This is a genomic window from Rossellomorea sp. NPDC077527, from assembly GCF_044542955.1.
GTDB lineage: Bacteria > Bacillota > Bacilli > Bacillales > Bacillaceae_B > Rossellomorea > Rossellomorea aquimaris_E.
Map to the genome: position 1 here is coordinate 210,377 of NZ_JBITVL010000004.1, position 20,796 is coordinate 231,172.

Annotated in this window: 18 protein-coding genes; 6 read left to right on the plus strand and 12 right to left on the minus strand. The window is 36.3% G+C overall.

The annotated features are described in order from the left end of the window. The first annotated feature begins 204 nt into the window (after window positions 1–204). From ACIGG7_RS15460 to ACIGG7_RS15470, 3 genes are all read left to right on the plus strand, one after another. A complete protein-coding gene (locus ACIGG7_RS15460) occupies window positions 205–1,626 on the plus strand; it encodes an alanine/glycine:cation symporter family protein (RefSeq protein ID WP_224940731.1) in 1,422 nt (473 codons plus the stop codon). Between the two features lie 158 nt (window positions 1,627–1,784). Further along, the gene (locus tag ACIGG7_RS15465; RefSeq protein WP_397550193.1) at window positions 1,785–2,549 is read left to right on the plus strand and encodes a hypothetical protein; all 765 of its coding nucleotides are present in this window, start codon (window positions 1,785–1,787) and stop codon (window positions 2,547–2,549) included. A gap of 63 nt (window positions 2,550–2,612) precedes the next feature. Beyond that, window positions 2,613–3,071, plus strand: a complete 459-nt coding sequence (locus ACIGG7_RS15470; protein ID WP_397550194.1) for a staygreen family protein — start codon at window positions 2,613–2,615, stop codon at window positions 3,069–3,071. Between the two features lie 547 nt (window positions 3,072–3,618). Here ACIGG7_RS15470 and ACIGG7_RS15475 read toward each other — a convergent pair. The 11 genes from ACIGG7_RS15475 to ACIGG7_RS15525 all read right to left on the minus strand — a co-directional run bounded on the left by ACIGG7_RS15475 (window position 3,619) and on the right by ACIGG7_RS15525 (window position 13,570). Next, window positions 3,619–4,095, minus strand: a complete 477-nt coding sequence (locus ACIGG7_RS15475; protein ID WP_397550195.1) for a DUF4367 domain-containing protein — start codon at window positions 4,093–4,095, stop codon at window positions 3,619–3,621. 79 nt (window positions 4,096–4,174) lie between these two features. Next, window positions 4,175–4,372 carry a DUF6366 family protein gene (locus ACIGG7_RS15480; protein ID WP_397550196.1) on the minus strand — a complete coding sequence of 66 codons (198 nt, stop codon included), beginning with the start codon at window positions 4,370–4,372 and terminating at the stop codon, window positions 4,175–4,177. A gap of 123 nt (window positions 4,373–4,495) precedes the next feature. Further along, entirely contained in the window at window positions 4,496–4,759 is a 264-nt protein-coding gene (locus tag ACIGG7_RS15485) for a CPCC family cysteine-rich protein (protein WP_397550197.1), read from the minus strand. A gap of 68 nt (window positions 4,760–4,827) precedes the next feature. Beyond that, window positions 4,828–6,483, minus strand: coding sequence for a M3 family oligoendopeptidase (locus tag ACIGG7_RS15490; RefSeq protein WP_397550198.1), 1,656 nt, complete (start codon window positions 6,481–6,483; stop codon window positions 4,828–4,830). Between the two features lie 142 nt (window positions 6,484–6,625). Next, entirely contained in the window at window positions 6,626–7,468 is an 843-nt protein-coding gene (locus ACIGG7_RS15495) for a tyrosine-type recombinase/integrase (RefSeq protein WP_397550199.1), read from the minus strand. Between the two features lie 901 nt (window positions 7,469–8,369). Beyond that, the gene (locus ACIGG7_RS15500; protein WP_397550200.1) at window positions 8,370–8,732 is read right to left on the minus strand and encodes an SH3 domain-containing protein; all 363 of its coding nucleotides are present in this window, start codon (window positions 8,730–8,732) and stop codon (window positions 8,370–8,372) included. 152 nt (window positions 8,733–8,884) lie between these two features. Beyond that, window positions 8,885–9,598 carry a hypothetical protein gene (locus ACIGG7_RS15505; RefSeq protein ID WP_397550201.1) on the minus strand — a complete coding sequence of 238 codons (714 nt, stop codon included), beginning with the start codon at window positions 9,596–9,598 and terminating at the stop codon, window positions 8,885–8,887. Window positions 9,599–9,675: 77 nt separating this feature from the next. After that, window positions 9,676–10,008, minus strand: coding sequence for a DUF6678 family protein (locus tag ACIGG7_RS15510; protein WP_397550202.1), 333 nt, complete (start codon window positions 10,006–10,008; stop codon window positions 9,676–9,678). A 120-nt stretch (window positions 10,009–10,128) separates the two neighbouring features. Next, a complete protein-coding gene (locus tag ACIGG7_RS15515) occupies window positions 10,129–10,935 on the minus strand; it encodes an undecaprenyl-diphosphate phosphatase (protein WP_397550203.1) in 807 nt (268 codons plus the stop codon). Window positions 10,936–11,126: 191 nt separating this feature from the next. Then, window positions 11,127–11,603, minus strand: coding sequence for a GNAT family N-acetyltransferase (locus ACIGG7_RS15520; protein WP_397550204.1), 477 nt, complete (start codon window positions 11,601–11,603; stop codon window positions 11,127–11,129). Window positions 11,604–12,490: 887 nt separating this feature from the next. Next, window positions 12,491–13,570: a glycosyltransferase gene (locus ACIGG7_RS15525; RefSeq protein ID WP_397550205.1), complete on the minus strand. Its 1,080-nt coding sequence runs from the start codon at window positions 13,568–13,570 to the stop codon at window positions 12,491–12,493. A gap of 486 nt (window positions 13,571–14,056) precedes the next feature. Here ACIGG7_RS15525 and ACIGG7_RS15530 point away from each other — a divergent pair, with 486 nt between their 5' ends. Then, window positions 14,057–14,593, plus strand: a complete 537-nt coding sequence (locus tag ACIGG7_RS15530; protein ID WP_224940727.1) for a ribonuclease H-like YkuK family protein — start codon at window positions 14,057–14,059, stop codon at window positions 14,591–14,593. A gap of 1,287 nt (window positions 14,594–15,880) precedes the next feature. After that, entirely contained in the window at window positions 15,881–17,125 is a 1,245-nt protein-coding gene (locus tag ACIGG7_RS15535; protein WP_397550206.1) for an esterase/lipase family protein, read from the plus strand. Between the two features lie 181 nt (window positions 17,126–17,306). Here ACIGG7_RS15535 and ACIGG7_RS15540 read toward each other — a convergent pair whose 3' ends face one another. Then, window positions 17,307–19,103: a peptidoglycan D,D-transpeptidase FtsI family protein gene (locus tag ACIGG7_RS15540; protein WP_397550207.1), complete on the minus strand. Its 1,797-nt coding sequence runs from the start codon at window positions 19,101–19,103 to the stop codon at window positions 17,307–17,309. A gap of 797 nt (window positions 19,104–19,900) precedes the next feature. Here ACIGG7_RS15540 and ACIGG7_RS15545 point away from each other — a divergent pair. After that, a complete protein-coding gene (locus ACIGG7_RS15545; protein WP_397550208.1) occupies window positions 19,901–20,689 on the plus strand; it encodes a LysM peptidoglycan-binding domain-containing protein in 789 nt (262 codons plus the stop codon). The last annotated feature ends 107 nt before the right edge of the window (window positions 20,690–20,796 follow it).

A 20,796-nucleotide genomic window follows, 5' to 3' on the forward strand; every position in this document is an offset into this window, starting at 1 on the left:
ATGAATATATCGTGCATATTCATTCGTAATTGTTGTACAATAACGGAATGATATTGTACAACAATTAATATTCTTTCAACAATATGAATTTTTCAGTTGATGGAAGATCTTATTTTTGATAGATTATAACAGTGTCAGAATGGGTAAACATACATAGGTTCATACAATTTTTGTCATAAACTTTAACAACTGGGGGGAACATTAATGGATTTATTAACAAGTATAGTAGGTATCCTGAATGATTATATGTGGTCTTACATACTCATCGTTGCATTGATCGGACTAGGATTATACTTTTCATTACGCACAAGGTTTGCTCAATTCCGTTATTTAGGTGAAATGGGCAGATTATTAACAGATAAAACGACGATCTCTGCTGAGGGAAAGCGGGGGATTTCTTCTTTCCAAGCTTTCACAATCAGTACGGCTTCACGTGTAGGTACCGGTAACCTTGCAGGAGTAGCAACTGCGATTGCAGGCGGAGGGCCAGGCGCAGTATTCTGGATGTGGCTCATCGCTTTACTTGGCGGAGCAACAAGCTTCGTAGAAAGTACTCTTGCTCAAATCTACAAAGTGAAAGACGGTGAAGATGGATATCGCGGTGGCCCCGCTTATTACATGGAAAAAGGATTAAATGCCCGTTGGATGGGAATCCTTTTCGCCGTCATCATCACTTTCTGTTTTGGTCTTGTCTTTAATTCAGTACAATCCAATACCATCTCACTTGCTATGGAAGAAGCATACTCATTCAATCGACTGACTGTAGGGATCATTCTAGCTGCATTGACAGCCCTAGTCGTATTCGGTGGCGTCAAACGTATCGCCAGTGTCACTCAGATCGTGGTACCGATCATGGCGGTCCTTTATCTGATTCTTGCATTCTACATTCTCATCACGAATATTACGATGCTTCCTAATATGTTCGTCGTCATTTTTGAGAATGCATTCGGTATCCGGGAAGTAGCAAGCGGCGGAGTCGGAGCAGCCATCATGATGGGGATCAAACGTGGTTTATTCTCGAATGAAGCCGGTATGGGTAGTGCACCGAACGCAGCTGCATCCGCTGGTGTTACACACCCGGTTAAACAGGGTCTTATTCAAACACTCGGCGTTTTCACCGATACGTTACTGATCTGTACGGCAACAGCCTTCATGATCATTTTATCCGATCAATATACGAGTGGAATTGACGGAATTCAATTGACTCAGGCAGCATTGAGCTTCCATGTGGGATCTTGGGCTGACACCTTTGTCGCTGTCGCCATATTCTTGTTCGCTTTCAGTTCGATCATCGGAAACTATTATTATGGGGAAACAAATATCGAGTTTATAAAATACAGTCCGGTATCCCTGTTCATTTACCGTATTGCCGTTCTAGGAATGGTGATATTCGGAGCGGTTGTAAAGCTTGATATCGTATGGAGCCTGGCAGATCTATTCATGGGTCTGATGGCGATCATCAACCTTATAGCGATTACGTTACTTGCCAAGATTGCATTGGCAGCATTAAAGGATTACAGAGAACAAAAAAGGCAGGGGAAAGATCCCGTTTTCTATTCAAACACGATCGATGGATTGAAAGGAATCGAAAGCTGGGAAGCTAAACCTGAAACTAGAAAACAATAAAGAAAGAAGGGACCAGCCTATCAGGTTGGTCCTTTTATACATTCCTTAAAAATGCTTTGCTACGGAATTACTTGAAAAATTATATAGGGATGATTACATAGAATTTCCTTTTCTGGTGAGAATACTATTGAATCATTTTCAAACAAGGAGAGAGAATCATGAGAAAAGAATTACTATTTGCATTCGGTGCTTTCTTTGTTATGTCGCTCCACGCCATTGCTGGGAACTTTTCAGTCGAACCCCCTGAAAATCAGCCGGTGAATGAAATGACCGTAGCGGTATATAAGAAGGATGTAACAGGCGATGGTAAAAAGGACACCATCACACTCAAGGCGATTCCGTTTTCTCCTGACGCCTTGTTCCTTAAACAAATCTGGGCAGACATCAAAACGTCCAAAGGAAGTGACATCCGGATTGACTATGAGGGCGGCTACGAACCAAAAATTCAATTCGTTGATTTAAATCATGATGGTATTAAAGATATGCTGTATTCTTCAGCAACGGGAGGAAGCGGTGGACTTTACTCCATGTCTCTCCATACATTGGCAGACAATAAACTGGTTGATATAGGTTTACCAGATCCCCTTACGATTACAGCCCAGTTTGAGGATCAGTACAAGGCATCCATTACGTTTGTGGACACAAATCAATCTTACACGATAGACTTAAGTGACCGTAAAGAGGATTATGAAAGATTAGGCATCTACACAGAAGGCAAATTAAATGAACCAATGGAATTAATGGTTGGTCCATATGCCTTTTTCGAACCAGACCGGATCTTCGGTAAATCAGGGAAAGGCTTGAAGGGTTACCAGCAAATTAGCGGAGCCTACCATGCGGATGGTATCGGAACAGCCACATCCTATTGGTATTATGAAGACGGCAAATGGAAGTTGATTAAAATAAAGTGGAGGGAGAGCTAGGAACCGATTATAGGCTATCGTCATACTCTGTTGTAAGCCCATTTTTGTGAAGGAGGCATACACATGAGTGAATTTAAGCCGGAAAACCTAGCTGTTCAATATGTACCTCCTGCATCCATTTTCAACCCCATCGATAACAGGAAATACACATTAACCCATTGTGATACGACTGGCGAACTTTTTTTAAGTATCGGCTGCCACTTTGACCCAGGGAAGATTAATATGACCATGAGGGACGAAGTATTGGGAGAATGGAAACGGAATCTAGGTCAATATACGTTCTCAGGAACAGTATATATTAGCGGAGGAGAATTCGATCAACAACTCTCCAATGTCCGCTATATGATATTCAAGAAGGAGCTACCACTTGCATTAGCTGCAATGGTCAACGGGGATAAAGGCTTTTATGCGTACTATCCATGGCTACTTGATGCACCGATCATCATTTGCTTTGAATCTATATTCCCTGAATATCAGCAGACCCTGTATTTAGGAACTCCAAGACAATATTTGATTAAATAACGCACAAGCATAGAGAGGACCTTATGGACTCTTTATGCTTTTTTTCTTTGTACGGCATTTATAGAAGATAACGTAGGGGGAGAAGACTTCGATTCAAAATGGAATGGTTCAAATGCTCGCATCAAACAGAATAACAGATTAGAAAGTAAGAATGAGCAGCTTGGCATTATGTAAACTAATCAAACGAAAAATAAATCCAGCATGAAATGAAAAATGAAACCGGAATCAAATATTTGAAATGAACTCAAATTCCACAATAAAAAGAACTGGAGAATAATCAGATAATAGCAAACTAATTTAGATGGTGACTTACCGGAACCCATCAGTCACGACTTAACAGACAAAATTAGAATCCATGGAACGGCATGATTGATATTTACACTAAAGTGAGGTTCAGTAAAATAATATGTAATTTGACGATCGTTCAAATTTTTTCTTCTGTCTCATTATTAATAGTATACTTTTGATACGAGACTGAAAACGCGGATTTTATTTAGGTTCCTATAATTTACATTATGTAAACCTAGAAAAATAATTACCACTCACTCTATTCATACGATTTCGCTATTGCCATCATTGTTTCTTTGTTAACTTCTGTATCTAATCCAATCGTTTGATATTCTAAAATGTAATGATAATCGCCATCTGTCCAATATACAGATGGACCAGTCACATCATTTACAGCATAGACACCTTCATTTCCGTTTATCTTTACTTTTTCTTGATTCTCCAATTCTCCATCGTAAGTAACTGGAGCTGAATGGATAACTAGAGTGAATACTTCCCCGTTTTCACCTGTTAGTTCTATCTCGTGTCTAGGTGATTCGTGAGGAGGTTTCATTATCTCATAGTTTGTAATAGCTATCGGAAACTCTGTCGGTAATTTCGGTTCAATACCTTGGTTTTCTAAATCACTTTCAAGTTGGTTGTTATCAAATGTCACTAAACTGCCTCCATTGCTGATGTCGCTACACCCTATTAGAAGAAAAGATACTGCACATAGCAATAAAAAAATCTTTTTCATTATGTCCCCATCCTTTATAAATTACTTACGAACAACTGAGCACAAAGTTTAAATAAGCTACGTCGAATAGGAATATAACCTATTTAGCAACAAGTAAAAATATAATACATCCAATAATTATAAGTAATATCAATAAACCTGTGCTCTTCCAGCTTAAGTTGCCCACTAAATCTCCAAGATTACTGAGATTGTTCATTTCCCCCAAAGGATTCTTTTTAAATTCCTCTTGCCTTAACTTCTCTCTTTGATTTTCGGGATTTTCCTTGTTATTCTCCACTTTAATTAATCCCCCTTAATGAAGAGACCATTGTTCAACTATCCTGCCCATTAATTGAAGAAGGTCGATAGCATGTGATCAATTAGCTGATCTCCCGTTATTGCCCCGTTACTTTATTAAGAGCTACAAGGGTTTCCAACTAGGGTCCTTGACATCATTTTCTTTTGGTTTTCTTACAAACTTAATACACCTTTCTTCACACGCCCCAAATAAGACATAGTTTTTCTGTGCTTGCCTTAAAGAAGGGATATTTGCACCACCGCCATATTCAGGGTCATCATATTGAACTTCATCATCTTCCCAAAAGCAAATACCACATATGTCATAAGTCCCAGGAGGTTCTTCATCTAATGTTTTATATCCACAACAAGGACAAGTGTATTTCATTTTAATCACCTCAATAATAGCATTTCTCTTCTTCCACTATACTGCCCCTTTAATTGAACATAGAGAATTCAGGGCATTGCGATTTCTTCCCTTATTAAAGTCATAACTTCTCTAATATTTTCTTTTGAAACATTGAACTCGATACCTGCTTCTTCATATACTTCTTTAATTTGTTTGGAAGATCCTAGTGCTAATGCTTTCTTAAATCTGGTTAAGGTTTGTTCAGGATTTTGCTTGTATTTCTTATAAAGCTGTAGTGCTGCCACCTGTGCTATGGCATATTCGATAAAGTAAAACGGTGTTTCAAAAATATGTATAATATCCATCCATTGAATCTCTTTCCACTTTTCAGTACCTGTCCAGTTAATAATTGAAGTATCGTATAAGGCCACTAACTCTTTGAATTTATTGTTCCTTTCACTATGGGAATGATGAGGGTTCGTATACATCCAGTGCTGAAATTGATCTACCACTACGGTTATTGGGAGAAAGTCTAGTATTTGCTGAAATAATTCTCTTTTTACTAATAATAATTCTTCTTCTGAATTGTACAGTGCCCTCCAGGTATCTAGTGTAAGAAGCTCAATAGACATGGCAGCAAATTCTGCAGTTTCCATTGGTAATTGTTTATAGTGGTGAATAGTTATGTCTTTGATTAAGTCGTGGTGAATTGCATGACCCATTTCATGAAGAAAAATAGGTAAATCATCTTTTGTATTTGCTAAATTTAACATAATGAATGATGTTTTAGATTGTGGAAGCAATTCGCAAAATCCACCTGGTGCCTTTCCGGCCTTAGTAAGGAGATCAAATTTATCACTCTCCTTCATCATCCTAAATAGATTCGAAAAAGAAGGGTCCAGTTTTTCTAACAGTTCTTCTGAGACTTTCAGCATTTCATTAGTATCATGATATGGAACATTTAGTTTGTTCTCGTTCCCTGTAACTCTAGTATCCCAAGGTTTTAAAGAATACACTTTTAGTGAATCTTTTCTCCTTCGGTTTAAATGATCTATAAAAGGAACTACTTCAGAACGAATAGCTTCTGCCATTTCCTCACAGTCTTTATAAGAGTAATCCAGCCTTTCATAATAAGAAAACATATAATCCCTATAATTTGAAAATCCAGCTTTTTTTGCTATCCTATCTCTCAACGAAATTAATTTATCCATTATTAATTGAAATTCTTCTTCTTTCTCCTCATATGATTTGCTGATGAGTGAATATGCGCGCTCCCTTATAGATCTACTCTCATCGTAAAGCATCCCAATAAGTTCCTGAACCTGAATCGTTTCCCCTTCCCAATTAACTTTCATGCGCCCTTGAAGGGAAAAATACTCTGCTATCAGTTGGTCACATTCCGTAATTAAAGATGAATTTTCTCCATTTACCAAACTAGTAGAATTTGAAATTCTATCTTTTAGATAATTAAAATGATCATCTTTAAGATAATCATTATGCTGTATTAGCTTATTATCAATTTTTGATTTGTATTCTTGGTAAAGAGGTTTCAGTTTTTCCTGGCTATCTGTGAATGCTTTATTTTCTTGTACTCCTTCTATATTACATTGATAGTTAATATAAGAAATCGTAATAAGTTCTTGAACAGAGTCTAACAAACTTGAAGCTTTTTTTATCCACTCTAAAAAAACCGATTCAGACGTTATTGGAGCATTAAGAAGATATTCAAAATCTTCTTTTAAGTTAATTAAATGATCATTCATTATATTTCTCCTTTTTTTGGCTTCATTTCATTACAATAATTCCAATTATTTCAAACATTAAGTTACTAATCAATATGTTCTTCCATTAAATGGCCCGATAAAAAAAGAGCCTCACACCCAAAAGGGGTGAAACTCTTTAACATTAAAAATATTTGCAATAGAAATCCTGTCGCAGCTTTCCACTAAGTTGAGCATAAATCTTTGTAGTCTCACTTTTTTCATGTCCTAAAAGACTTTGAATTACTTCCAGTGGGGCACCGTTATTAATTAAATGCGTGGCATAACTATGCCTTAGTTGGTGAGGGTGAATGCTCTTCTTTATCCCTGCTCGTTTTGATATCCGCTTTATAATGTACCTCACCATATCAATGCTCATCCTGTTTTGGGGCTTCCTTTCTGTGATGAATAGACAACCATCCAGATCGTCTCGTTCATCCAGGTACCTTTTCAGCCATAAAGAACAGCGAGTATTAAAATACACTTCCCTCTCTTTGTCACCTTTTCCATGAACAATCACGGAGTTCGCTGAGAAGTTGATATCATCTTGGTTTAGTTTTACAACTTCTCCAATTCTACAACCTGTTGAATAGAAGAATTCAAACAAAGCATTTTCTAATGAACTTTGACAAGCTTCTCTGAGGTGTTCAATTTCTATGTCAGTTAGAAACTTAGGAATTCTTTTTCCTATCTTTGGCTCCTTTAATTTTGAAGCAGGATTGTAATGTAGGTGGCCTTCATCATGGATCCATTTAAATAGAGATCTGATGCATCTAACCCGATGTCCCAAGCTTGTTGGCTTTAAGTGTTCTCCAGAATGAATAAGGTAACTTTTCAGATTTTCCGTTGTGATGTCTTTTATGTTGATGTCACCAAAGTGTCTTAACAATAGACTGTATTGGAAACAGTAAGCTTTTAATGTTAATGGGGAATACCCTTCTATTTTCTTATCTAACTGATATTTCTCCCATGCTTCAGACATTCTCATAATTTCATCAACTCCTACGAGGCTGCCAAACAAGTAAACTTTGGTTTAAGTGTGCCCCATTAGAAGGTTATTTATACAAGGTTATTAAAATATATTTCTCCGACCGAAAGGAACCGATTTTCCATTAGCGCCCCCTATAATGGAATAACGACTTCTAAGCACCTAATGTGGTCAAAAAGTAAAGCCCTATAAGGATAAGCATCGTGAACAATATGCCAACTAATAGTCGTCTCAACTTCCAACCCCCTAATATTGATTTCTGAAAATCATAATTTATCTATTCTTCAGATACCTCATATTTCCCACTTGAACTAAGGGCTAATGCTAGTTCAGCAAACGCCCTAGGTACTTAAAGAATCATTTGAAACATTTCTCATCAAAATGGATGAAACAAGGTAACAGACAAGAGGATAGTAAACTAAAGGTAGAGTATCCGGGAAGATAAATGGCTTAACTCCAATATATTTTATTAAGGGTAAACTAATTAGAAAGGCTAATAGCATTAGATGAGTTTTACGAAACACTACTGCGACCAAAGCTATGCAACTTGGTATATAAAGAAAAATAACGTACTTCAATCTTAATATCCATATCCAATCGTCAATAGTATCTCCAGTTGATTTTGGTATATAGTCTTTCCATATATATAGCCCCATTAAAGAACCGACTATCCCTATGATTGATGCAAACAAATACCTATTATCTTTCATTAACGAGACAACCCCCTTCTTAGTAAAACTGTATTCAATACTAAGAAGAGAAATAACACTTATTTAAATATCCTGCTTATTCAAGTAAACTGCCCGATAATCGAATAAGGGCAATAGCTGGATCCATTACCTGATTTTCAGTGATTGCTCCCGATTAAAGAATATGTAGATTATACTTTTCATTCGGTTTCCTATTCTGTAATTCGTTTTGGTATCCAGCCTTCTTCATAATCGGTCAAATCCCTAACCCAGTACCAACCATTTAATTCTTTTAATTTAATAACGCGATCTCCCTGTTTCATATTTAATTCCTTTGCTGAATAATCTTCTAAAATTGTTCCGTTATCTCTTGTTCCTTCAATAATTTGTTCAGGTACCCAACCTTCAGAGCTTTTATCTGCTGTTAAACAATAAACCCAATTATTCCATTCTTCGTTCCCAGTATATTTCTCTCCAACAATTACTGATTGTCCCTTGTTAAGTTTTATAGGGTTAGGATAACTACTGATATGTTTATACTTAATAACAAGATTTTTTTCTCTATTTTTGTTCATCCTATTCCTCCGGTTTCCTGTAAGTGTTATTCCATTTAACTGCCCTTTAACTTAATACCAATTATTTCAAAATAGTGCAGCATACTCAAGAAAAATTTAAACAAAAAAAAGCTTACCCTATTCCGGATAAGCCCCCTTTACTTGAATATCGCTTAATGTTTAACTGGACCATAAAAAGGGTTTTTATCAATATCCGTTATAAAGTCAATTGTTTTCGATTGATACATTTTATCGCGGTATTCATAAGTTATGATAACATCTCCAATATAACTTGCAGGGGATATTTGCCCACTCACTTTGACCAAAAGATTTTTGTTAATTATTTCATAATCAATAATGCTCCCGAAACCTACATCATCAAATAAGTTCTCAGCTTTGATTTCAAATGGAGTTATATCGACTTTATACTCCTTATTTCCTACTCGGATTTCCGCTTCCTCATTTGATAACTTTGTTTTTACGTTCTTATAAATAATTGCTAAAGGATTATCGACAATCATTTCGTTTACGTTTAGTCGATTATCCAGCGTGTCAAAAACGTGAACTTCTTCCCATAACAAACCAGTACCGTACCCTGTTGTCAAGGTAATGATTAGCTCTTCCTTTTTGTCCTTGTTGATGTCTATATAGAAAATTTGTGAAGCGTATGTAGGGCTTGTTACGCTATTCCAAAAAGGTCTTGTGTAAATTTGACCTTTAAAATCAATTTTAAACCCCCTATATAAATCATCGATTTTCTTTCCGTAAAGAGTTATATTCTCTTTATCGTTGCGACTAACAACCTCATATCCTTCGAGCTTTGCTCCTGCAATAGAAGGATTAATCACAAAAATGAGACTAATTAATAAACTGATGTAAATTTTCATAGAGAACACCTCATTTTAGTGTTCCCTAAAACTCACCCTAATTCCATTATCCTGCCCGTTTGTTGAAGAAGAAAATTCTAAAGATAGTCCATAAAGCTACCAACCTCTACATACCCATAAACCCTAATTACTTTGTCGCTAACCACACCAGGAACGTGGATATTACGGAGTATGATAATAACTTCATCCCTAATTTCCCCGGCATCTACCTTTATCTCTAACCACTCAATTGTTATATATTCTCTTTCCTTAAAATGATAGTACCATTCACCATCCCAAGTGGATATGTATCCCGATTCGAGATCCTTTGTTCGCCATTGGACATTATATGGGCAACTATATATCGCTATTCTAATTTCTTCCCACTTTGTATTATTCATTAATTGTTGTTTTTGTTTACTTTCCATCATCCCTCACCTCTTTGCTGCTTAATTCGAATATTTGCTTATTCAGCTAAACTGCCACTTTACTTGAATAAAGGGCGGCTGCTTGCTCAGCACCCCCCTATAATGTAAAGAACAATGTAGATATTAAAAGAAAAATATTATTAGTAACCCAACCACAAAACAGTAGTAAGCAAAGTATTTTATATTCCCTCGTTCCATAATTCCCATAAACCATTTAAGAGAAAAATAAGAAAAAACAAGAGATAAAGTAAATGCAACAACATATGGGACGAGAAGTTCTTTAAAAGCTAAATCATCTATTTTAAGTAATATCGTACCCAGGCTGACAGGAATGTACAGTAGGAAAGAAAATCTTAACGCGGTGTCTCTTTTCATACCAATTCCCATCGCTGCAACAATTGTGGCTCCTGACCGACTGATGCCTGGTATTAAAGCAATAGCCTGGGCAAAACCAACGATTATTGCATCTCGAAAATTAAGGTTTTTATCACTTTTTCTACCTTTTAGGTTTCTAATAAGCCATAAGGCTAAGCCTGTTATGAGTAAAGCCACACCGACTGGAGTAACCCCTTTTAATTTCTCTGATAACCAATCTTCCAATAACAAGCCTAAGAGACCAGCAGGAAGGGTCCCAACTATCAAATATACAATAAACTTAAAATCTTTTTTATGTGCTTCTTCTCGTTGAGTTATGTATTTAAAACCATTAAAGGTTAACTTTATTAAATCTTTTCTATATACAATAATAACTGCGATAAGTGAGGCAAAATTCATTAAAACCTCAAAACTAAAATCGTTCGTTGGTACGCTTATTCCTAAGAATTCTTGGGCAATAACCAAGTGACCACTTGAAGATATAGGAATAGGTTCTGTAAACCCCTGTAATGCACCTAAAAAAGCATATTTTAATATAATGATCAATTCATCCAAAAAGAAACACCCACCTAAAATATTTATCCAACATTTCTTTTCATTCATCGATTTAAACTTTGGTTATTAGACGAAGCCCGATTTTTAAAGTTTCGAATTGTTCCGTTAAGCTGCCCTTTAACAGAATAAGAATTAAATTAATCTCAGATGAATCGTAAGCAACTACCAGGACCAAAAGGATGAGCGTTACTTTATATTCCTTTTCTCATTTTTATAAATATAACCGGATGACCATTAAACTTATTTGAAATCTCGCTCTCGATTTCAAATTTTAATTTTTTGTAGAATGAAATGCTTTTATTACCTTTTAATATATGAAGAGTTATTCGTTTGGCTTTTGGAAAGTAATCTAATCCAGTTTGATACAATTGTTGGCCTATTCCACGCTTTTGTACATCAGGATGAACATAAAGCGATTCAAGATGGACAATTGATTTATTTTCCCGCTGCGAAAAGAAGGCATATCCAACAATTTCTTGATTTATTTCAGCAATTAACATTACACTGTTTTCAAATCTTTCTTCCATCACCTCTTTAGAGTAGGCCTCGTTCAAGGTTTTCCTTTGGATCTCTAAAGGAATTAATAAACTGTATGTAGCCTTCCAAGTAATTGTTGCTAATTCTTTTACCTTATCAACATCATAAGTACTCATTTCTCTAATAATCATGTTTAGCCGCCTTTACTATTACATTGAACTATCTCTCAGAAAAGAATGGTCATTTTATGTTAGAAAACAATTCATGAAGACTAATGTTTGACTGGTGACTGACTGTATGCGCTCATACTCACATTCATTAGATGGATAACTAAAGCAGACTTTCTAAATATATTTCCCACTTTCCGCATGGACCCTGCCACCTATGTAGGCTAATGCTCTATATAATGTGCCTCCAATTACCAATTAGCTAAAAATATTTCAATGCTAAATATTAATCTAACTTAATACCAATTATTTCAAAATAACCCAACACTTACAACACCTTCTTCCATTAAATGGCCCTTTAACGGAATAAGGGTTTGTAATGACTTTTTCAATGTTGTTAAAACCTTTGTGTCATTTAACAAGATTGTAACCACTATTGTGTCAAAAAAAATGACACAATAGTCCAGATTGGTTACTATAAAATACAGTAATACCAAAGACAATTGTGTCAGGACTTTTGTGTCGCTCGTCAATTCCTGACACTTGTGTCAGGAATCTTCCCCTATTGTTTAATTTTGAATATATATTCTAATGATTAAATTAGTCCACTATTATAATGAATATTTCTAATACCATTTAATCCTTAATTTATGCTTCCCTTGTTATGACACAAAAGCACAGATTATTCTTGTAGTATCTCTTCAATGACCTATACTTTTTATAGGGGGCGCTTAGGATAATTTGTTTGCAGTGGATCGTCTGACCCGGAAATCTTTTCCTCGATTACACTTTCACTCAGCCGAAATATCACTTTCCCAACATCTTCATCTTGGTTACTTTTTACAATTTCCAGACAGGCAGTCTAAAAGGGGTAGCATATAATGACATTTTTGCTCTCCTTTCTAGGAAGACTACGATTGAAAGATATGATGGAGTTTCTTCTTCACGATTTTCTTACAGTCATATTGTCTCCTAATGGATTCTGATCCTCTTTGGCCTATTTTCATTGCCAGTTCAAAGTGTTCCTTTACCCAGTTCAACGCATTAATGATGGAATAGGTCATAGGCTCAACCTCCAGGTAGTCCACCCCGTCCTCTAGGGTCAAGCGGTCATTTCTTTGATTTGTAGAGACCAACAGGCATCCAGTTGACATCGCGTCAACAGCCGCCGTAACCGGGAACCCGTCAATGATGAACCGATCCTGCGTACCTGTATAAATGAATAAATGCGTATGCTGATAGATCTTTTTCATCCCTTCCGGCGGTAAAAGTCCATAATAAGAATAATTCTCGTTCTTTAACAAATGAAGGTGATTCTGCCAGTCTCCGATAATATTTAGATAGAAGCAATCATCGAGTTCATTAAAAACGTTTGCCAATAGAGGAAACCCTTTACGTACTCCCCTATGTGCAGCAAAGGTGATGATGATTTTATCTTTAGCGGGCTTCTTATTATAAGAATAGAAATCTGTATTGATGGCTACTGGGGTAAAAATACTGGTTGGAATCTCATCCAGAACCTCCTGAATGTTGGTGAAAATACAGGTGCATCCTTCTTTCACCTGTTTAAGAAATAGCGGAGAAACATCAGGAGACAAACCACCACCTGGATACAGAGTCGTGTGCAACTTAATGCCCTTCTCATTCAAAAAGGAAGATATAGTCCAACTAGGATTGGAGCCTAGAATAGATAATCCGCTTGGTAAGGTCGTATTCCCAAGCAGGCTGCCTGCAAGATTCAGGAACACACAATAAACATCTGTTATCCCACTCTGTTTTGCCATCTCTTCAAAGGCTTCAAAGGGATATACCGGGACAGGAAACTCTTCTCGCCTTACATTGGTGGCAAAAAATATTGTATCCGGCCGCTGCCTCAGGATTTCGATAAATTCCCAATAGCGGAACCCGCTCTGTTTCCAAGGAAAGTCCGTATCAATGACGGCGAGTCGACGATGGGTAGAAAAGATTCCCTTATTATCCATTGCCATCATTCCTTTCACCACCCTCTCCTTATCTTTCTAGAATGGAATAATGCCCCTCGTAAAAAGTCTATTCTCTTGCGTCTAATAATATGTTGAACGCTCCTATCCTATGTTGAATATCCCGTTTTTACGACCCCATTGGAAGAGCTTTCTCCCTATCTATCAGAAATTGATCTTACAGGCAATATATTAATTTCGCTCTACACAATATCCGGTTTAAAAATGGATTCTGGACGATTATTTTGACGGAAACGGTGCGGTTACCAGCGTCAGAAATGCGACCCTCGGGTTTATCTTGGCCATTTCGAGATGCAGACCGCCCCTTGGAAAAAACGAGCTCATGCCAAAACACCACATTTTGAATGGTTCTCCAAGTAAAATATACAAATAAATCGTCAGCATTTATTTCATTACACTTTAATAAATTCTTATCATAGTATATAAAAAATAAATTTTACGTTTTCAAATTGGTTAAGAAAGCTGTGATTTGACAAGATGAAAAACTGTAAAGATAATCACTTCTTATTTCAAAATCTACAGGAAATTGGGATGTCATTTGACCAGGTTTTTGATCATATTGTGAAGTTCATGCAATCAGAGCCCAATGGGAACTATCGATTAATGGTGGGGACTGATTCTCAAGTTCATCAATCCCATACCACATTCATAACTGGAATTGTGATATTAAATGAAGGAAACGGTGTCTGGGCATGCATAAGAAAAGTATTAATCCCTAGGAGAATGCTGCAATTGCATGAGCGGATCTCCTATGAGTTATCCTTATCTGAAGAAATCGTTTCATTATTTACTGTGGAAAGAAAAAATCAATTAATTGATATAGTCCTCCCTTATATTTATGTTGGAGCTACATTTACAATGGAGGGCCATATTGATATCGGGAATGGGAAACAGAACAAAACACGTAAGTTTGTAAAGGAAATGGTCGCAAGAATGGAAGCAATGGGAGTCGAACCGAAAATCAAACCGGATGCCTTCGTGGCTTCTAGTTATGCCAACCGTTACACAAAATAGTGAATATTCATCTGTGCTGCCTCTTCCCCCTCCAGTCCATGATGTATATTTGAATGTAAGAAATCATCTTCTCTTATGCAAATGCATTAGAAAAATGACATCAGCCTAAGCATTGTGGACAAAGCTACATAGTATATAATGAGTCGAGGTTTTACCTTCGACAAATTATATAAGATAGGGGGATTTCTGATGTGGTTCCCATGTTGTAATTGGTGTGAAAAAGACAGAAGAAATGATCATGATCGTTGCCGTTTTTGGGACAACTTGATGTTCACCCACTGTTCATGTGATGTTAAAGATTGTAGCAGACAAAAAAGAACAGATGTCGAAGATGAAGTAAGATGTTTCAAAATAAAAGATAAACATGACTGTGGATGTCACAAGAAAAAACCTCAACACCACAGTAATGATTGCGGATGTTCTAAAAAGCTTGAACACCAATGTAATTGTTGCCATAAGTGTCACTGCCATAAATGCAGACGTGATCACTAGGTAATGTGCCTACCCATCCGGATTTGGATGGGTTCTTTTTTTTATGCCTTCCTTACTATCCGGATTACAATCCACTATGTATCCTTTGACCCTGGTTTTGCTACCTGGAATAATAATCGGGATGATAGCATCCAATCCCTATTGAACGTCATAAGCGGGAACTACCAGAGAAACACATTTATTATTTTTCAATTTTTTCACCTCTCTTCTATTGATATACTATGCAACATGCCAGATTTGGATTAAACGTGAATAATGAAGAAAATGAAAATAAACAAATTACGGTGTATATTTCTATTGTCGCGAATTAAAAATGCCAAGAAAATAATATTTCCCAGCATCCTTCATTTTATTTCCTTTATTTTTCTCCATATATCTCTTATTTTCTAACTGATATGATTATTTCTTGCAAACAGAACAAATGTTCCGTTGTGCCATAAAACCCTTTCCCTCAAACTTCATATTTTCAATTACTTTAGTAATTAAATTCCCCTCATTAAAGAAACTTTTGTTTTTACTGCTTACTCTTCAGAGAAGTTATTTCACATGTTTTATAGAAACACTACCATCCCAAAATTGTGTATCTAAACAGGAATCACATTATCGTTAACCTTCTCTCTGAATATATCCCTCACCAACATGAGTTGTGTTAGTATCATGCGGTTCATATTAGCGACAATCTCGATAGTTTAACACTATCGTTCAAAAGGCTGACATGACACTTAGCCTATTGGCTTATAGATACAGCTATATTATCTTAATAGTATGAAATTTCAGATAAAGGAGAGTGGAATTATGGTTCATGTTAGTAAGATGATCATTATTTTGTTTTTGCTATTCTTATTGTTTCCAGAAAGAAAGGTGTCAGCAAGCCCAGGAGAATTTAAGACCAATGATTACCCAATCATCCTTATTCATGGAGTTGGAGGTTGGGGTAAAGAAGAAGTTTCTAATTTTTATTACTGGGGTGGAATTCATGATATTGAGAACTACTTAAACACCCAGGGATTTGAAACATATACAGCTGCGGTCGGTCCCGTATCAAGTAACTGGGATCGAGCAGCCGAATTATTTGCCTACATAAAGGGTGGTGCCGTTGACTATGGGGCTGCTCATTCTTTACAACATCATCACCTTCGTTTCGGAAAGAAATACTCTGGAGTCAAAACGGATTGGAATGCTGTGAATCGAGTACATTTGCTTGGTCACAGTATGGGTGGACAAACTTCAAGGATGTTGTTGGAATTACTGAAATCGGGCAGTAAAGAAGAAAAGGATTTTCACAAAAATAATCCTGATGCCGAACAGATGTCCAGTCTTTACGATGGGGGAAAAGATTGGGTGCATAGCATCACAACCTTGGCTACTCCTCATGATGGATCCCCTTTTGCCAATAAACTAGAAAACTTTATGCCCTTTTTAAAAGGGTTTGTTTACAAATATATTAATTTGGCAGACCTGCATTCTAATGAATCTTTCAACTATGATTTCAAACTGGATCATTGGGGCTTGAAAAGAGAGGGAAATGAACCGGTTTACTCGTATGTAGAACGAATGTTTAACAGTCCTTTCTGGAAAACCAAGGATACAAGTCAATATGACCTTTCAATAGAAGGCGCTAAAGAGTTAAACGAAAAAATGAAAACGTATTCAGATGTATATTATTTTTCTTATACAGGGGATGCTACGTTTCATTCTCCCTTAACTGGGTATAATGTCCCCCTTCCTTCAATGAATCCACTATTATACCCTTCTGGATTTTATATTGGTAGATATGAAAATAATCAACTTGGATCTTCATGGTGGCCAAACGACGGTCTAGTAAGTGTTCCTTCTTCACAATATCCGAACGGACACAAGGCACAGCCTGCCCAAAGTACGAGTGAGAAAGGTGTTTGGAATTATCACAAGACTCAATATAGATGGGACCATGCTGATTTTATAGGATTGAGCTTGTATGACACTGTCGGGTTAAGCGACATCCGTGCATTTTATCGAGAAATTTCAGTGGAACTAGCTTCATTACCAAGTCTCGATTAGAGGTTTAATCCCTTTTGTATGAGAGATTCTGGTAACCATTGAGATAATCAAGGATGTTAAAGCGTTTTACCAGAATCCTACTCTATTTTAACGTGATGTACGAAGAAGACTGCTATGGAAATGAATCATTTTTGTATTTATTTTATAAGGGAGAAAAGGTCTGCCTACTTACGTTTGTGTTTCATTTAATGCTATCTGCCTCTAAACGGGTAAGATACTTAAGACTATCTCTCATCACAGGATTAAATACTTTAGAAACAGGAATGGATCCAATTTCTGTTGGTTGTAAATCGGGTTCTTCCACCCCTACGTAAACAATCAATTCAGGATTATCAGCTGGAGCCATTCCCAAAAATGAAAATAAATACTCATTGGGAGCTGTTAAATAACCTCCTCCATTTGGATTTGGTATTTGGGCAGTACCTGATTTGCCAGAGACTTGATAATCAGACAGTTGGAATCTCCTGCCTGTCCCTATATCGGACGTGACAGTCGAGGTTAAGTAATGACGCGTTTGTTCAGCAGCTTCTTTCGTAATTGGAGTGCGGATGACTTCTGGTCGAAACTCTTTAATGATTTTTTTTGAATCGCTATCAACTATCTTTGAAACAACAAATGGTTTCATCATTTTTCCGCCATTAGCAATTGCTGATTCAGCTTGGATCATCTGAAGTGCTGTCACGGTGCTTCCTTGACCAAAAATGGTTGTAGCCCTTTCAATTGGATTGCTATATTGTAGTATACCTTTTGCTTCATTTTGAAGGGAAATGCCTGTTTTATTCCCGAACCCAAATGATTTTAAATAAGTTAAATACTTTTCTGTTCCAATTTTCTCTAACAGATTAATAAAAGCTACGTTAGAGGATCTTTGTAATCCTTCTAAATATGTAATGGTTCCCCAGCCCTTTCCTCTATTCCAATCCTTTATTGGGGATGGGTAGCCTTTTACAAAATATTGACCAGATTTATAGTATTCATTCGGGGCAAATGCCTTACTATCAACTGCAGCCGCTAAAGAGAATGATTTCATTGTCGATCCTGGTTCATAAGAACTTTCAACTATGAAGTTTGACCAACTTTCACCTATCCCTTCTTTTGTATCATTATTGAAGGATGGTCTCTGAGCCATCGCTAATATTTCACCCGTAGTGGGGTCAGATACGATGCCAAACATTTTTCTAGGATGGTATTCGCTATCAACGGAATTTAATGCGTCTTCTAAAATTTTTTGGATGTTTACATCAATGGTTAAATAAACATCATCACCATGATCTGGGGGGATGACGGTCTTTTCTGTATCCGGTAATATATATCCCCAAAAGTCACTCTCATATCTGATCTGTCCATCTTTCCCAGTAAGGAATGAGTTGAAGCTTTTTTCAATTCCCATGATACCTTCGTTGATTGTTTTCCCATTCCTTTTCACATCTTCTTGAGTGAGTCCTATTGTATGAGAAGCAAACATGCCTTTTGGATAGGACCTTTTATTGTTTGTAACAAAGGTAATTCCAGGTAATTTCTCCTTCTCGATTTTCTCTTTCATATCGGTAGTAATTCCATTACCTCCAGCTCCCAATTCTACTTGGAACTTTCCTTCTTTATTTAACAGTTTGTAAATTTCAGTCTTTTTTAAATGAATATATCTAGACAACACATCAGCTGTCCGTTTCTTGTCGACAACATGGTTGGGCTTTTCAGGGTTAGATGTTACTGATGCAGATAAAATCGCTATCATTTTATATGAAGGAGTGTCTTTTGCAAGAGCATGATCGTTACGATCAAATATTGTTCCCCTATTCGCTTTTAAAGTATGAGTCTGTAGGTATTTATCAGAGGCTTCTACAGCTAAATTTTTCCCTTCTATTTCTCCGCTTACTTGTATATAAAGAAAACGGACAAATACAATAAAAAATAGGAGTGAAAATGTGCAAAATAAAAAGGCACCTGCCCGATTCATATTTGGCGGTTTTTTATTCATTTACTCACAACCTTAACTTCTTGTTATTTCAAATTATCGTTCATACATACGTTCCTTAATCTTTTTGTATACACATACTGGTGTGCCCCCCTTCATAGAAAAACCGGTATGTTTTGAATCGATCACCTCTATTTATTAGCAAAGATTTCTTCCAAAAAGTGCATGTTCATCTTCAAAATATGAATCCAGATTTAGAAGATTTTTGAGATGAGTGAAGAGTAGAATATTATTTATTGGATAATATTAGACAAAATTCTACATTTTTCTACAAATCCCAAAATATCTTATCACTTTATAAAATATTTTAAATCCATCCTTTTTACTGAGTTAAAAGCACTATTAACGATTGTTAAGGTATTCCGACGTTTGAGAAACCAAGCGGAAGAATGATCATGTTCTTGAGATGAACAATACCATTGATCCTTTATGTACATTGCTTTCTTGCAAGCAAAACAGGTAATGAACACGACTTATATACAGTGTGGTTTATATCAATCAACTTCTACCAATGTGAATACATTGTTTTGATTTTTGATCATCAAACTTATGTGTCTTTATGTTCAAATAGTGCAAACCAACACTAAACTCCTACTAATGACCCGACATCTGAACCGATATCCATGATCCGACATTGTTCGCAGTTTCGTGAATATATTGAATATTTAACAATTAATAAATACAGGAAAACAATGGGTACAAAGGATTGTATTGGTAACGCTGACATTAGACCCTTCTCTCCCTTCAATGACTAATATATAGTTAGTTCGAAAGTATTTAGGACAAAGGAGATGGAATAATTGGATACCATTCAAATGAGTAGGAGAGAAAGAATTGCTACAGAAAAGAAGAAAGCCCTCAAACAAAGAAACAAAAAATTAACCGTTGCACCTACCATTGGGGCACTTTCCGCGCTTTTGCTCACAAATGGAGCTGCAAGGGCTTGCAGTGCAGAATATACAGTGAAGAAGCATGATACATTATATAGTCTCGCAAAAAAATATGATGTTACAGTCGATCAAATCAAAGAAAAAAACTTATTAACGTCTGATAAAATTTATGCTGGCCAAACACTTCTGGTGCCACATCTAGAAAATCAAGATGTAAACCAATATTCAGTCCAACGAGGAGATACACTATACTCATTAGCCAAAAGATATAACACTTCAATCTCTCATTTAAAACAATTAAACGAGCTGAATTCAGATCAAATTAAGATCGGACAAACTCTTTTGGTTCCTGTTGAACAAAACAAATCAAATGTGGGAGAATTATATACAGTAGTTCCAGGAGACACTTTATGGGGTGTGGCTCACCGGTTTGGAGTAAAGCAAGAAGTCTTGGCTAAATCAAATAATTTGAAAATGGATATGTTACTTATAGGTCAAAACTTATTTATTCCAGGAAAAGCCGAGGTGACGGAAGCTGAAATCATTGGGGCATCTGATAAATTCACTGTTGAATTTAAGGAAAATGGGAAAACATTCACATTGAAAGTCCCATATGGTACCTCATCTTATTATCAAGATAATTCCGGTCGTATTGTAACCGTTATACATAAAAATGGTGCTGTGATATCAGCGAACTAGAAGAATTTCGTGATAGGCTTGCTCCATTCGTCATTCTCCTACATTGCAAATAACCATAAAAAATAGCCTTCGGATATTCCGATGGCTATTCATTAACCCATTACATT